Consider the following 13,572-nt stretch of genomic DNA (forward strand, 5'->3'; position numbering starts at 1 on the left):
CCTGTTAAGATTATGAAAAGCGCCGTATGATCCCCTGTACCTGCGGAAGGTAACTGCTTCCGAAGATATTGAGATGGACCAAAAGGTAATAGAGTTGCCACAAAGGAATACGTTGTTCCCAACCCGGCTGAAGCGGAAATCGCGAATCATAAACCTCAAAAACTTCAGCTGGAAAACCACCGAAGAGTTTCATCATCGCCAGGTCCATCTCCCGGGGGCCATAGCAAACGGCAGGATCAATGAGGCAGGGCAGCCCTTCTTCGTTGCTCATATAATTGCCGCTCCAGAGGTCCCCGTGGAGTAGGGCAGGTGCTTCCTGCGGAATTTCTTCGGAAATATTCTTGTAAAATCCTGAAAGCTCTCCCAGCGAGAAACCTCTGTCTTTTGCCATTTTTACCTGTGGCTCCAACCGCTGACTCACATAAAAATCTGCTGCCGATTTGCAACGGGCGTTGTATTGAGGCAGGCTGCCAATATAGTTGGACTCGGGAAAGCCGAATTCTTCTGCTGTAGTTTTGTGGAGTTGTGAAAGCTGCTCACCAAATACCTTCCAAAAATGGCTTTTTTGTCCCCCTTCTTTTTTGTGCTCCAGGAGCAGGTAGGCTTTATCTTCAACTTCTCCGAGAGCGAGAACTTCCGGTACATCAAAAGCTTCAGCGTGTTTCAGTGTTTCTAGGCCCTGCTTTTCAGCTGCAAACATTCCGGGGAATTTTTCGGCAGAATTGATCTTTACTACCTTCTTTCCTTCCGAAGTTTTTAAAAGATAAACCTGATTTATGCTGCCACCCGCCAGCGACTTCGTTTTATCTACTGCAAAACCATGGCTGTTGGCCAGTTCGTGTATGACCTGTTGATCATTTGGCACGTTCGTAAGTCAGGTAGGTGAAAGCATATTTATGCCGCTCATCTGCAGGATGTTCTTCTTTTTCCACCAGTTTCCAGTTCTCTTCATCAAATTCCGGAAAATAGGTGTCGGCGTCAAAAGTTCCGTGAACCCGCGTCAATTCAATAGCGTCAGCTTTTTCAAGGGCCAGCTTATAGATCTCGCCTCCACCAATAACAAATGGTTGTGGATCATCCTTTGCAGCTTCCAGAGCTTCGTCCAAAGAATTGACCACTATTGTGCCTTCAGGATCATAATCTTCCTTCCTGGTAATGATAACGTGGGTGCGATTGGGCAGGAGTTGAGGGAATGTTTCAAAAGTCTTGCGGCCCATAATGATGTAATGGCCCGTAGTGAGTTTTTTAAATCTCCTAAAATCATCGGGTAAATGCCAAACCAGGTCCTTGTCTTTTCCCAATTCATTGTTCTCTCCGGCAGCGGCGATCAAAATAACTTTTCCCATGATTAAGAGTTTATTGGTGCATCGGGATCAATTGGTTTGCGTGTAGTTGGCGGAATGTAAGGCTCTCCTTTTTTTGGCAAAGGATAATCTTTTTCCACTTTTTTCTGAAGTTCTGCAATTCTTTTTTGCTGCTTGGCGACCAGGCGGTCAACTTGCTCATTTTCCCAGTCTTTTCCAAAGAACTTGTTGGTCACAAAGACATTAAAGACATGGATGAGTAGTAGCAGAGCCCAAAAGATAATTGCCCAGACAAACCAATCGATCCCGAAAGGATTAATGTCTCGGCCAATTTCAAAGATGACGTTTAACAGGATCAAAACTACCGACCCCAGAAGAAATACGATAAAATGCTGGTATAATCTCCTTTTTTGCCTCGCCCGCATTTGAGCTCTTTCGATGAGCATGCGTTGCTCGGGGTCAATTTTTGAAGAACTATATTTTTCCACGCCCATTTTTAAATGTAATTTAGAGATAATCTCAAATTTATTGATTTTCACGCGGAATCCTCCAAGTCTATGAAGAATTTTAAGCAGCAGTTTCCCCTTTTAGAGCAGTATACTTATCTCAACACGGCTGCTTCAGGTCTATTGCCAGAGGCCGTTCTGGAATTCCGGCAGGACCACGACCTGGATTTTTTAATAGGAGGGAGTTTGTTCCGGGAGAAGCGGGATAAAATTTTTTTGAAGGTAAGACAATCTCTAGGAAGCCTTTTTGGCAGCGCTCCCAATCTAGTCGCACTCAGCCCCAACTTTTCCTACGGAATCAACCTGCTCATGGAAGGCCTTTCAAAGGATAAAAAGGTGCTTTTACTGCGGAATGATTATCCCTCTTTAAATTGGGCTGTGGAATCCCGGAAATTTGAGATCTGTTATGCTGAAATCGACGGAAACCTGGAACAGAATATTGCTGAAGCCGTTGAACGGGAGAAGCCCGATGTTCTTGCTTTTAGTCTCGTCCAATACATCAACGGAATAAAAATAGATCCCGACTTCCTGAAGTCTCTAAAAAGTGAAAATAAGAACCTCCTTCTCATCGCCGACGGCACGCAGTATTGCGGAACCGAAAGATTTAATTTTGAAGATTCAGGTATTGATGTACTGGGGGTGAGTACCTATAAATGGCTCAATGCCGGTTATGGAAATGGATTTTTCCTGTTTAAGGAACACGTGCAGGAAATGATCGCTCCGGCCAATCTGGAGCTCAAGGAATTGCAGCCTAACAACAAACCGCACCGGGGAAGCTTTATCGTAAAATTCGAACCCGGTCACCTCGATACCCTCAACTTCGGGAGCCTTAAAACTGCCATAGATCTCGTAAACCAGATAGGAATGGAGGGGATCGAAAATCGTATCGCAGGGCTGGCAGCTGTTGCTAAAGAAAAGCTTGCTGAAAAGGAGCTTTTAGAGCCTGCAGTTGTGAACCGGAAGCTGCATTCTTCTATTTTTAATATTAAAGGAGACGAAAAGCTGTTCAGTAAATTGCGCAGTAACAAGATCATCTGCTCTATGAGGGGAGAGGGGATAAGAGTGAGTTTTCATTATTTTAATACTGAAGCCGATCTGGATAAACTCATTAAGCTCTTAAAATAAAAGGTATTCAAAAATTTCCTTTTTGAATACCTTTTGTCGATCGCTTCCAGCAATTGCCGATTGATTGGATTTCACAGATTTCCAAAACCTGTGAGACTAACAGTTTCTAAAGCAAAAACACACCTTTAGTTTTTAATTCCTGTCTCATTTCTTCGGGCCATACGCTTGCCTGTACTTCCCCGATGTGCTGTTTCTTTAGGAGAAACATGCACATTCTGGATTGACCAATGCCGCCGCCAATGGTTTGAGGCAATTTTCCTTCTAAGAGCTGACTGTGGTAAAACAATTCCCTTCGATCTTCTGCCCGGCGGATCTTCAGCTGAAGTTCAAGGGTCTTCGGGTCCACTCTTATTCCCATAGATGATAGCTCAAATGCCTGTTCTAAAATGGGATGCCATACAAGAATATCCCCATTCAAGCCTTTGGTCGTAGCAGAAGTGGGAGTGCTCCAGTCATCATAATCGGGGGCACGACCGTCATGAAGTTCACCGCCTTCCATTGCCCCTCCAATTCCTATTAGAAACACAGCGCCATATTCTTTTACAGCTTTATCTTCTCTTTGTTTTGGGGTAAGGTGGGGAAATTGTTTTTGCAGGTCTTCGGCATGAATAAAGGTGATTTCTGCCGGTAAGACTGGCGTGAGGAGTGGATATTGGGCGGCCACAGCAGCCTCTGTAGCTAAAATGGCGCTGTAGATCTTGCTTACCTGGTCTTTTAAGAAGTCAAGATGTCGATCTTCTGGGGACATTACTTTTTCCCAGTCCCATTGGTCTACCGAAATGGAGTGCAAGGGGCCGAGGTCTTCATCGGGACGCAGGGCTTTCATATCGGTCACTATCCCTGTGCCCGCCTCCAGTTCGTAATCCTTCAATCGCAGGCGCTTCCACTTGGCCAGGGATTGAACAACTTCGGCTCTTTGCTCCTGCATGAACTTGATGGGAAATCCCACCGGTCTTTCTATTCCGTTGAGGTCGTCGTTAATGCCGGTGCCTTGGAGTACTACACTAGGAGCCGAGATTTTTATAAGGGATAGTTGTTCCTTCAGGTGTTTTTCAAATTCTGCTTTTACAAAGTGAACGGCTTCTTCTGTTTGAAGTTTTTGCGATAGTTGTTGTACTGTAGTTTTCATATTTCTTGTTTTTGATTGTTTATTAATAAAAAAGCCTGCCCCGGAAAGGAGCAGGCCAATAAGCACAGAAATCCTCTCCATCGGGTGGTGGACTATTATTATTGATATTATTTACTTGTATTTTTTTCATAGGTGCCAAAAAAAAAGCCTTTCCGGGGGCGGAAAGGCTTTTAATATTGTTGAAGGGATCTTTTTACACAATAATAGCTTTCCGCAACCTGAGTTGATTCAGATTGTTATTGAAGTTATTATTGTTGTTATTGAAAATCACCTGATTATCTTTTTGATATTTGTAAACTTACTTCTTTTTTCTCAACCTGCAAATTTATTTTTCTACTTTGACTCCATTCCAGAAGGCAACAAAATTCTTAATTTTTGAGGCTTCGGGCTTTGGATGAGGGTAGAACCAAGCTGCATCGGGATTTTTTTCTTCTCCTACCTGCAGGTGAAAATAGGAAGCTTTTCCTTTCCAGGGACAGATGGTGTGTTTGTCGCTTAGCTGAAAGAATTCAGACTTTATTGCGTCGGGAGGGAAATAATGATTGTTTTCTACCTCTACGGTCTTATCACTCTCTGCTATGATGGTGTCGTTCCAGATGGCTTTCATGTTGTTATTCTTTTAAAAAGGTAATTCTTAAAGCAGTTCTCCTTATCTGCCCAGCTGCCGGCGATCTCCAGGCCTGCTTCTTTTGCAAGCCATGCTATTGAAGTGTCGTCATATTTTTGAGATACTTCGGTATGAATGGTCTCCCACTTCTGAAAATGTACTTCCATATCGAGGGCATCTATCTGTATTGTTTGTTCTTTAGTACTAACCAGGTAGCTTTTTGCCACGCCGGTTTCAGGATTGTATATGGGCCAATGGAGAAAGGTTTCAGGATCAAAATTGGCGCGCAGTTCCCGGTTCATGCGAACCAACAGGTTCTTGTTAAATGCCTCGGTCACTCCCGCACTGTCATCGTATGCATCCAGAATGACCTGAGGTTCCTTTTTTTGATCAACTCCCATGAAGAAAAGATCCTTTTCGTGCATTGCTGAAGAGATCTTTTTAAGGAAGTTAACAGCTTCTTCCTGAGAGAGATTGCCAATGTTCGATCCCAGGAACAGGATAACTTTTTTCCGCTCCCGGTAATCGGACAGGCGTGAAAGCACTTCGGCATAAGTTCCCTGCTGTGGTTCGACGTCAACTGAAGGGAATTCCTGTTGGAGACTGCCGCTAAGCTGTTCAAGCACATTTTTGCTAATATCCACCGGAAGATATTTGTAGTCGTAATTCTTTTGTTCGAAATGTCTTAGCAGCACCTTGGTTTTTTTCCCGTCACCGGCACCCAGTTCTATAAGGTCAAAACCTTCAAAAGAAGCAAATGCATCTCCAATTTCCTCCCTGTTGCGCATTAGAATATGATATTCCTTCCCCGTAAGATAATATTCGGGCAGGTCCATAATCTGCTGAAAAAGCTCATCTCCCTTGTCGTCGTAAAAGTATTTTGAGCTTATCTTCTTGGGATAGGAGGTGAGGCCTTTAAAAACATCTTCGGCGAACTGCGTTTTGAATTCCGGAGGTTTGGTGTTGTTCATAAAGAAAAATTAGCTGCTTATTTCCCTTTTTTGAGACTATAAAAAAAGGAAACCCGCAGGTTTCCTTCAAATTTAAAATTTAAAACCCTCCTTTTAGTTAAAGGAATACTAACTAATGATTCAGTAGCCCCCAATTAAAAATTAAAAGGAACTTTATAACTCACCTCTGTGGGTTTGCCGGCAAGCTGCCCGGGCGTCATCTGTGGAATGGCCAGAATTATTCTTTTTGCTTCCTCATTTAATTCCTTTTTTGGTCCTTCAACCTTGGTTACCACCGGTTTTCCTTCTTTGTTGATCTCGAAAGAAACTACTGCTTTACCTCTAATATAATTACCATTGGCATCTTTAGGGAATTTGTAGTTTGCCTTGAGGTGCTGGGTAAGTTTCTCCTTAAAGCAGGCTTTAGCAGCTGGAGCAGTTTCACAACCGGGCCAAACTGGTGGGACCTCTTTAGAAGTAATTGTATTACCGGAAACTTTTACTCCCTCCTGGGCCAGGACTGTGCCTGCCGAGAAAAGGAACAACACTAACAATAGTTTCTTCATGATCTGGGGTTTTTAAAAGGTTAAAAACGGTAGGTCGTTGTGAAATTCCTGGAATCTGGTTCGCCATTAAGAGTTCCCGGTTCCATATCGGGGATCTTCTCCAGCATTTCACGTGCTGCTTCATTCACCAGTGGCTCCGAACCTTCAACCGATTTTACAACAACTTCACCCTTTTCATTGACATCAAAAGATACCTTCACCTGTCCGCGAATGTACTCGTTGTCTTTCATTGGGTATTCATAATGTTCTCTAACGTGGGCATTCAGTTTTTCGTTAAAACATTCAGATTTATCTTCGGCGTCTTCACAACCCGGCCAAACCGGAGAGGTTTGCTGTGCCTGTGAAACTGCTATGCCTCCAAAGAAAAAACATGTAATAACCAAGAACTTTTTCATACTGCTTAAAAATTTAAAATTGGACAAAAATTAAACCGCTACCTGGCCTTTTATGGCAGGGTGCGGATCATAATTTTCCAATTTAAAATCTTCAAACTTAAAATCAAAAATATTTTTCACCTCCGGGTTCAGCTTCATGGTGGGTAATGGTCTGAAATCCCGCGACAGTTGCAGGTTCACCTGCTCCAGGTGGTTGTTGTAAATATGTGCATCTCCAAAAGTGTGAATAAAATCACCTGCTTCATAACCACATACCTGTGCGATCATCATGGTGAGCAGGGCATAGGAGGCAATATTGAAAGGTACTCCGAGAAAGATATCGGCACTGCGCTGGTAGAGCTGGCAGGATAGTTTTCCGTCGGCTACATAGAACTGAAAAAAGGCGTGGCAGGGTGGAAGTGCTGCTTTGCCGTTTGCTACATTTTCTGAAAAGGATTTTGAGGTATCTGGCAGTACCGAAGGGTTCCATGCAGTCACCAGCATACGGCGGCTGTTAGGGTTGTTCTTGAGCGTTTCCACCACTTCCCTTATCTGGTCAATATCTTCGCTGTTCCAGTTACGCCATTGATGCCCGTAAACCGGCCCCAGATCTCCATTCTCATCTGCCCATTCATTCCAGATGCGCACCCCGTGGTCCTGCAAATACTTCACATTAGTGTCACCATGTAAGAACCATAAAAGTTCATAGATGATCGATTTAAGGTGAAGTTTTTTGGTAGTGACCATGGGAAAGCCTTCGCTTAGATCAAATCGCATTTGATAACCAAAGACACTTTTTGTGCCGGTCCCTGTGCGATCTCCTTTTTCATTTCCGTTTTCGAGAACGTGTTTTATCAGGTCGTGATATTGCTTCATAGTATTAGTTTAAAAAGACCTGCAAGGTTTATTTTTAACCTTGTAGGTCTTATAATATAATCTTTCCGACTAGATGTCCTTCAGACCTACAAGCTTTATTTTTAAAATAGTAGGTCTAGAAATAACTGCTTCACACCTACAAGGTTTCTAAAATCCTGCGGGTCAAAAATGACAAATTCGGGATCAATTTCAGCTAAAATAAAAAACTGTCCCCATTAAAAAAGTTAATTCCAAAAAGGAGTTGTTACAGACTTATCAACTAACATCCTGAGGATAAGGTGTGCCTGCTACTTCCGTTAGATGATGAAGAATTGAAAATCTTGATTCTTGCCTCTTGATTCTTGGTTCTTGCCTCTTGATTCTTGGCTCTTGATTCTTGGCTCTTTGCTTGAGATTCCCCTTCAGGGCATACACATGCCAATTAACCAATGATCATTCCGGCAATGGTAGCCGAAAGCAGGGAAGCAATGGTACCGCCAATGAGAGCTTTCATCCCGAACTCCGACAGGTTCTTACGCTGTCCCGGCGCCAGGGAGCCAATTCCTCCGATTTGTATTCCTATGGAAGCAAAATTTGCAAAACCACAAAGCATATATGTCGCCATAATGATCGACTTCTCATAGGTGAGGCTTAAGGCATTTACCGGGTTCTTTAGTTCCGCTAATTGGATATAACCCACAAACTCACTGGCTGCCAGTTTGATCCCGAGCAGCTGCCCCATGAGCATCATATCTTCTGTAGCTACACCTATCAGCCACATTAGTGGTGCAAAGATTAGCCCAAGTAAAGATTCCAGGGAAAGTCTTGCATAGGGAGTATTTTCAGCCATTACAGCATTGAGGGTGGTAAGATCGCCAAACCATCCAAGGACATAATTGATAAGGGCAATAAAGGCAATAAACACCAGTAGCATAGCGGCAACATTGGCTGCAAGTTTTAAACCTTCAGTCGTTCCATTGGCAATGGCATCAAGGAGGTTGGAGCCGATCTTCTCCGAAGAAACTTCTACATTCTTGTCGAACTCCTGTTGCTGCGGATAAAGGATCTTGGAAACTACAATAGCTCCTGGTGCGGCCATGACTGAAGCTGCCAAAAGGTGTTTTGCGAATTCCAGTCTCAAGGCAGGATCATCTCCACCTAAAAACCCGATGTAGGCAGCTAGCACTCCTCCTGCTACTGTAGCCATTCCACCAATCATTACCAGTAGGATCTCAGACCGGGTCATTCTCTCGAGGTATGCCTTGATCATAAGTGGTGCCTCTGTCTGACCTAAAAAGATGTTTCCGGCCACACTTAAACTCTCAGGGCCCGAGATGCCCATTAATTTTGTAAGTACCCAGGCCATTCCCTTTACAATTACCTGAATTACTCCCAGGTAGAAGAGTACAGAGGTAAGCGCCGAGAAAAAGATAATCGTAGGTAAAACCTGGAAAAGGAAGATGAATCCATAGCTTTCTACGCTCATTAGTCCTCCCAGGAGAAATTCACTTCCTGCTGCCGTGAAATCAAGAATAAGAACAAAGATTCCACCTACAAACTCAAAAATGTTCTGAATTACTTCCACTTTTAAGACCCCAATGGCAAGTAACAACTGTGCACTTAAACCTACTAATATGGTTTTCCAGTTGATGGCTCTGCGGTTGCTGCTAAAAAGGAACGCCAGTAAAATGAGGGAGGTCATTCCCAAGGCTCCTCTCCAGAAGCTTGTAAAGGTAAAACCCTGATTGGGTACAACAGTCTTAGCTGTTTCTACCGGTAATACCTCCTCAATCGTTTGAGGTACTTCTTTAAGGGAATAAATAACATCTCTTGCGTTAAGTACCAGGGTAGAATCTGTAAGGGTGTTAACCCTGAAGTTTTGTATGCTGTCTCCCGGAGTGTCAAAAAACAGGACCAGCACCCCGTTTTGATAAACGTAATTTCCTGAAGCGCCGGGTACTTCTTCATTGGTGAGGGCGAGTTCGAAGGCGCCGTTATTCAGTTTGAGATAATCATTTCCCGGAGAGATTTCAAAAAGGGTATTTTGAGAGTTGCCTTCTACGGCTTCAAAATCCCAGGTTTTAGAAATGGATTGGGCAAAAAGAGGGGATATTCCGAAGAAGATCAGGAACAGGCAGCACCAGATTTTATTCATACCAGGGGGGAATTATTTTCGCTTTGAGATCTCATCTCGCAGGCGGGCCGCTTTTTCGTAATCTTCATTTTTTACGGCCTGATCTAACATGTTATTAAGTTCGTTAAGGGAAAGCTTTTTGTAATCGGGTTGGTCAGATTTTATTTCCACTTCTTTAGAGAAAAGTTCATCGACTATAATATCTTCTTTTTCCTTTTCTTCTTCAGCTTCTTTAGCAGCGTCCCCCTTGAGGTAGATTCCCGCCTTGTCCAAAATGTTCTTATAGGTAAAAATAGGGGCCTGAAATCTCAAGGCAAGAGCAATGGCGTCACTGGTTCTTGCGTCTATGATCTCTTCGATCTTGTCCCGCTCACAGATAAGACTGGAATAGAAAACCCCGTCCACCAATTTGTGAATGATCACCTGTTTTACAACAATCTCAAATCGATCGGCAAAGTTCTTAAACAGGTCGTGGGTGAGTGGTCTGGGTGGTTTTATTTCTTTTTCGAGAGCTATGGCAATAGACTGGGCTTCAAAGGCTCCAATGACAATAGGAAGTTTGCGTTCTCCTTCTACCTCGCTCAGGATTAAAGCATATGCCCCGTTCTGTGTTTGGCTGTAAGAAATTCCCTTGATGTTAAGGCGCACTAAACTCATACTTCAAAAATACAAAAAAAGCTGTCTAAATGGGCAAAATACCAAATTCAGACAGCCCTTTTAACGGCACGCAAGTTAAAAAAATTATGAGTTATTAGCCTTAAATTCCTTTAATTTTTCGGTGAGCTTTGGTACTATTTCAAAGGCATCTCCTACCACGCCGTAGTCGGCTGCTTTAAAGAAAGGAGCTTCGGGATCATTATTGATCACCACCTTTGTTTTTGAAGCGCTTACCCCTGCCAAATGCTGAATAGCTCCAGAAATACCTACTGCGATATAAAGGTTGGCAGCAACCGGTTTCCCGGTTTGTCCCACGTGTTCGCTGTGAGGTCTCCACCCCATATCACTTACCGGCTTAGAACATGCTGTTGCTGCTCCCAAGGTCTCGGCAAGTTCCTCGAGCATTCCCCAGTTCTCCGGTCCTTTCAATCCGCGGCCACCGCTTACTACGATCTCGGCGTCGGCGATGGTCACCTTATCGGCTGCTTTGTCAACAGAAACTACTTCTATAGAAAAATCTCCTTCAGAAAGGGAAGGGGAGAAGTCCTCTTCCGTTGTTTCTGCCTGACTTTCTTTCAATCCAAAAGCATTTTTGGAAAGACCTATGATCTTCACATCTGTAGAAAGTTTTGTGAAGCTAAATGCTTTATTTGTAAAAGCAGTTCTTTTAACTTCAAGCGGCTCTGTACCTTCAGGAAGGGCAACTACGTTTGAAGCATAACCTGCCTCCAGTTGTACTGCAAGTAGCGGGGCTAAATACTTTGCATTGGCACTCTGGCTAAGGACGATCACTTTTGATCCCTCCTTGTCAGCAGCCTGTTTAATGGCATCGGCGTATGCTTTTGCGTTGAACTTCTCCAGTTTGCTGTCATTTACCTTGAGCAACTTGCTCACCCCATACTTTCCGAGGTCCCCGGCGCTCTGTGCGTTGAAAGAAACAGCAGTGACTTCTGTTCCCAACATATCGGCCACCCCTTTTGCATAAGAAGCCACCTCGAAAGCCGTCTTCTTAAATTTTCCTTCTTCTGATTCTGTATATACTAAAACTGACATATCTTCTAATTGAATATTTTATATAGATTACTTTACATTTAAATTCCAAGCGCAAAATCCAAAATTCCAATTTTGAATCTTGAATTCTGAATCTTGAATTTTAAATAACTTTTGCTTCATTGTGTAGCAAATCCACTAATTTATCCAGGTTATCTGGATCTATAAGTTTAATGTCTCCTTTTGGTTGTGGTTTCTCAAACTTTACGGCTTCAGAATGCTTTCCGGCTTCCACAGGTTCTACCACGTTTAGAGGTTTTTTACGTGCCTGCATGATCCCGCGCATATTTGGGATCTTCAGGTCACTTTCCTGTACGATTCCTTTTTGTGCTCCAACCACGAGTGGAAGGCTGGCCTTCAAAGTTTCCTTTCCGCCATCGATCTCCCGAACGGCAGTAGCTTCATTTCCTTCAACTTCAAGACCAATACAGGTGTTGATGAAGTTTGCACCAATAAGTCCTGCAACCATTCCCGGAACCATTCCGCCGTTATAGTCAATAGATTCCCGGCCTGCGATAATGAGATCATACCCGCCGTCCTGTGCTACTTTAGCGATCTGCTTTGCAACAAAAATCCCATCTGTGGCGGGAGTATTTACACGAATAGCGGTATCGGCTCCAATAGCCAGTGCTTTTCTAAGGGTAGGTTCTGTTTCAGTTCCACCTACGTTTACAACATCTACAGTTGCGCCTTGTTTTTCCTTGAACCACATGGCCCTGGTAAGGCCAAATTCGTCATTTGGATTGATCACGAACTGCACTCCGGCGGTGTCGAATTTGGTATCGCCTTCAGAAAAATTGATCTTGGAGGTTGTATCAGGTACGTGACTAATACACACTAATATTTTCATATATCTCAGAAATTTTTAAAATAAGTTTATAAATGGTTTACGAAGATAAGGAAAAACTGAGGAAAAATACTGTGCGTGCATAAGAAATTTTTGTCCGCAAGTAGTCGGTAATACTTATTTGAATTACTATTTTTGTGTTTCGAAAAATTTTAATCAAATACGTGTAATGAAGACAATCCAGTTCAGGGAAGCAATTGCAGAGGCCATGAGTGAAGAGATGCGCAGAGACGAGTCTGTGTACCTCATGGGAGAAGAAGTTGCTGAATATAATGGAGCTTATAAAGCATCAAAAGGGATGCTGGACGAATTTGGTCCAGATCGCGTGATCGACACCCCGATCTCCGAATTAGGTTTTTCCGGGATAGGCGTTGGTAGCGCAATGAATGGAAATCGCCCTATTATAGAATTCATGACCTTCAACTTTTCCCTGGTGGGAATTGACCAGATCATAAATAATGCTGCCAAAATGCGTCAAATGAGCGGCGGGCAGTTCAACGTACCAATTGTTTTCCGCGGGCCAACAGCTTCAGCAGGGCAGTTAGGAGCAACGCACTCCCAGGCTTTTGAAAGCTGGTACGCCAATACTCCGGGACTTAAAGTTATAGTTCCTTCCAACCCATACGATGCAAAAGGCCTTTTAAAAGCTGCTATTCGCGATGAGGATCCTGTGATCTTTATGGAATCTGAACAGATGTACGGGGATAAAGGAGAAGTGCCTGAAGAAGAATATGTACTTCCTATTGGAAAAGCAGATATTAAAAGAGAAGGTAGCGATGTGACCATTGTTTCCTTCGGAAAGATCATCAAGATCTGTTACAAAGCTGCTGAAGAACTTGAAAAAGAAGGGATTTCCTGTGAGATCATCGATCTTCGTACTATTCGGCCAATGGACCATGAGGCGATCCTGGAATCTGTAAAGAAGACCAACAGACTTGTAATTGTTGAGGAAGCATGGCCATTTGGAAATGTCGCAACAGAGATCACCTACCAGGTGCAATCACAGGCATTTGATTATCTAGATGCACCAATCGTGAAGATAAACACTGCCGATACTCCTGCGCCTTACTCTCCCGTGCTGCTGGAAGAGTGGTTGCCGAATCACAATGATGTAATCAAGGCAGTGAAAAAAGTAATGTATAAGGACTAAATAAGGCCTTCCAAAAATTACATTTTTGAGCCTCCTTTTTGGGAGGCTTTTTCTTTTAAGCACCAAGCACCAAGCGCCAGGCAGCAAGCACCAAGTACAAGTATCAAGCACCAAGCACCAAGCACCAAGCACCAAGCACCAAGCGCCAAGCACCAAGTACCAAGTATCCAGTATCAAGCACCAAACACAAAGCACCAAGTCCCAAGCACCAGGCACAAATAACAAACACCAGGCACCACGAATCCGCACAGAAAATTTGGAATTTGGAAATTGTTCTTCGGAATTTGCCAGCGGCATTTGTGAAGAAAAACCTAAACT

General features: G+C 43.4%; 15 protein-coding genes. 2 read left to right on the forward strand and 13 right to left on the reverse strand.

The annotated features are described in order from the left end of the window. Positions 1-10: 10 nt before the first annotated feature. The 3 genes from VR862_RS13895 to VR862_RS13905 are packed head-to-tail and all read right to left on the reverse strand — an operon-like array spanning position 11 to position 1,798. Positions 11-865: a fructosamine kinase family protein gene (locus VR862_RS13895; RefSeq protein WP_324721603.1), complete on the reverse strand. Its 855-nt coding sequence runs from the start codon at positions 863-865 to the stop codon at positions 11-13. Beyond that, complete coding sequence (locus VR862_RS13900) at positions 855-1,346, reverse strand: dihydrofolate reductase (RefSeq protein WP_324721604.1); 492 nt, start codon at positions 1,344-1,346, stop codon at positions 855-857. The genes VR862_RS13895 and VR862_RS13900 overlap by 11 nt, the downstream gene beginning before the upstream one ends. Before the next feature lie 2 nt (positions 1,347-1,348). Then, a complete protein-coding gene (locus VR862_RS13905; protein WP_324721605.1) occupies positions 1,349-1,798 on the reverse strand; it encodes a 2TM domain-containing protein in 450 nt (149 codons plus the stop codon). A gap of 63 nt (positions 1,799-1,861) precedes the next feature. Here VR862_RS13905 and VR862_RS13910 point away from each other — a divergent pair, with 63 nt between their 5' ends. Further along, complete coding sequence (locus tag VR862_RS13910) at positions 1,862-2,935, forward strand: aminotransferase class V-fold PLP-dependent enzyme (protein ID WP_324721606.1); 1,074 nt, start codon at positions 1,862-1,864, stop codon at positions 2,933-2,935. 106 nt (positions 2,936-3,041) lie between these two features. Here VR862_RS13910 and asnA read toward each other — a convergent pair whose 3' ends face one another. From asnA to VR862_RS13960, 10 genes are all read right to left on the reverse strand, one after another. Then, positions 3,042-4,064, reverse strand: coding sequence for an aspartate--ammonia ligase (asnA, locus tag VR862_RS13915; protein WP_324721607.1), 1,023 nt, complete (start codon positions 4,062-4,064; stop codon positions 3,042-3,044). A gap of 325 nt (positions 4,065-4,389) precedes the next feature. Beyond that, the gene (locus tag VR862_RS13920; RefSeq protein WP_324721609.1) at positions 4,390-4,671 is read right to left on the reverse strand and encodes a DUF427 domain-containing protein; all 282 of its coding nucleotides are present in this window, start codon (positions 4,669-4,671) and stop codon (positions 4,390-4,392) included. Next, a complete protein-coding gene (egtD, locus tag VR862_RS13925) occupies positions 4,668-5,642 on the reverse strand; it encodes an L-histidine N(alpha)-methyltransferase (protein WP_324721611.1) in 975 nt (324 codons plus the stop codon). Before egtD ends, VR862_RS13920 begins: the two co-directional genes overlap by 4 nt. Positions 5,643-5,776: 134 nt before the next feature. Further along, positions 5,777-6,187 (reverse strand): energy transducer TonB, encoded by a 411-nt coding sequence (locus tag VR862_RS13930; protein WP_324721612.1) that lies wholly within the window; start codon positions 6,185-6,187, stop codon positions 5,777-5,779. Positions 6,188-6,207: 20 nt separating this feature from the next. After that, the gene (locus tag VR862_RS13935; protein WP_324721613.1) at positions 6,208-6,582 is read right to left on the reverse strand and encodes an energy transducer TonB; all 375 of its coding nucleotides are present in this window, start codon (positions 6,580-6,582) and stop codon (positions 6,208-6,210) included. Positions 6,583-6,612: 30 nt separating this feature from the next. Further along, positions 6,613-7,437, reverse strand: a complete 825-nt coding sequence (locus tag VR862_RS13940; protein ID WP_324721614.1) for a thymidylate synthase — start codon at positions 7,435-7,437, stop codon at positions 6,613-6,615. A 421-nt stretch (positions 7,438-7,858) separates the two neighbouring features. Further along, entirely contained in the window at positions 7,859-9,571 is a 1,713-nt protein-coding gene (locus VR862_RS13945) for a nucleoside transporter C-terminal domain-containing protein (RefSeq protein ID WP_324721615.1), read from the reverse strand. Positions 9,572-9,583: 12 nt separating this feature from the next. Then, positions 9,584-10,207 carry a bifunctional nuclease family protein gene (locus VR862_RS13950; RefSeq protein ID WP_324721616.1) on the reverse strand — a complete coding sequence of 208 codons (624 nt, stop codon included), beginning with the start codon at positions 10,205-10,207 and terminating at the stop codon, positions 9,584-9,586. A gap of 84 nt (positions 10,208-10,291) precedes the next feature. Next, the gene (locus VR862_RS13955) at positions 10,292-11,260 is read right to left on the reverse strand and encodes an electron transfer flavoprotein subunit alpha/FixB family protein (protein WP_324721617.1); all 969 of its coding nucleotides are present in this window, start codon (positions 11,258-11,260) and stop codon (positions 10,292-10,294) included. A 100-nt stretch (positions 11,261-11,360) separates the two neighbouring features. Then, positions 11,361-12,107: an electron transfer flavoprotein subunit beta/FixA family protein gene (locus tag VR862_RS13960; RefSeq protein ID WP_324721618.1), complete on the reverse strand. Its 747-nt coding sequence runs from the start codon at positions 12,105-12,107 to the stop codon at positions 11,361-11,363. Positions 12,108-12,225: 118 nt separating this feature from the next. Between VR862_RS13960 and VR862_RS13965 the strand changes: the two genes are divergently transcribed. Next, entirely contained in the window at positions 12,226-13,254 is a 1,029-nt protein-coding gene (locus tag VR862_RS13965) for a pyruvate dehydrogenase complex E1 component subunit beta (RefSeq protein WP_324721619.1), read from the forward strand. Positions 13,255-13,572 lie beyond the last annotated feature (318 nt).

Origin of the sequence: Salinimicrobium aquimaris, from assembly GCF_035607535.1 — a bacterium.
Classification (GTDB): Bacteria; Bacteroidota; Bacteroidia; order Flavobacteriales; family Flavobacteriaceae; genus Salinimicrobium.

Excerpts from the sequence above, each read along its gene's own strand:
- VR862_RS13930 (WP_324721612.1), bottom strand. The coding sequence starts at position 6,187 with ATGAAGAAACTATTGTTAGTGTTGTTCCTTTTCTCGGCAGGCACAGTC.
- VR862_RS13935 (WP_324721613.1), bottom strand. The coding sequence starts at position 6,582 with ATGAAAAAGTTCTTGGTTATTACATGTTTTTTCTTTGGAGGCATAGCA.
- VR862_RS13940 (WP_324721614.1), bottom strand. The coding sequence starts at position 7,437 with ATGAAGCAATATCACGACCTGATAAAACACGTTCTCGAAAACGGAAAT.
- VR862_RS13910 (WP_324721606.1), top strand. The coding sequence starts at position 1,862 with ATGAAGAATTTTAAGCAGCAGTTTCCCCTTTTAGAGCAGTATACTTAT.
- VR862_RS13950 (WP_324721616.1), bottom strand. The coding sequence starts at position 10,207 with ATGAGTTTAGTGCGCCTTAACATCAAGGGAATTTCTTACAGCCAAACA.
- VR862_RS13960 (WP_324721618.1), bottom strand. The coding sequence starts at position 12,107 with ATGAAAATATTAGTGTGTATTAGTCACGTACCTGATACAACCTCCAAG.
- VR862_RS13900 (WP_324721604.1), bottom strand. The coding sequence starts at position 1,346 with ATGGGAAAAGTTATTTTGATCGCCGCTGCCGGAGAGAACAATGAATTG.
- asnA (WP_324721607.1), bottom strand. The coding sequence starts at position 4,064 with ATGAAAACTACAGTACAACAACTATCGCAAAAACTTCAAACAGAAGAA.
- VR862_RS13955 (WP_324721617.1), bottom strand. The coding sequence starts at position 11,260 with ATGTCAGTTTTAGTATATACAGAATCAGAAGAAGGAAAATTTAAGAAG.
- VR862_RS13905 (WP_324721605.1), bottom strand. The coding sequence starts at position 1,798 with ATGGGCGTGGAAAAATATAGTTCTTCAAAAATTGACCCCGAGCAACGC.
- VR862_RS13920 (WP_324721609.1), bottom strand. The coding sequence starts at position 4,671 with ATGAAAGCCATCTGGAACGACACCATCATAGCAGAGAGTGATAAGACC.
- VR862_RS13945 (WP_324721615.1), bottom strand. The coding sequence starts at position 9,571 with ATGAATAAAATCTGGTGCTGCCTGTTCCTGATCTTCTTCGGAATATCC.
- egtD (WP_324721611.1), bottom strand. The coding sequence starts at position 5,642 with ATGAACAACACCAAACCTCCGGAATTCAAAACGCAGTTCGCCGAAGAT.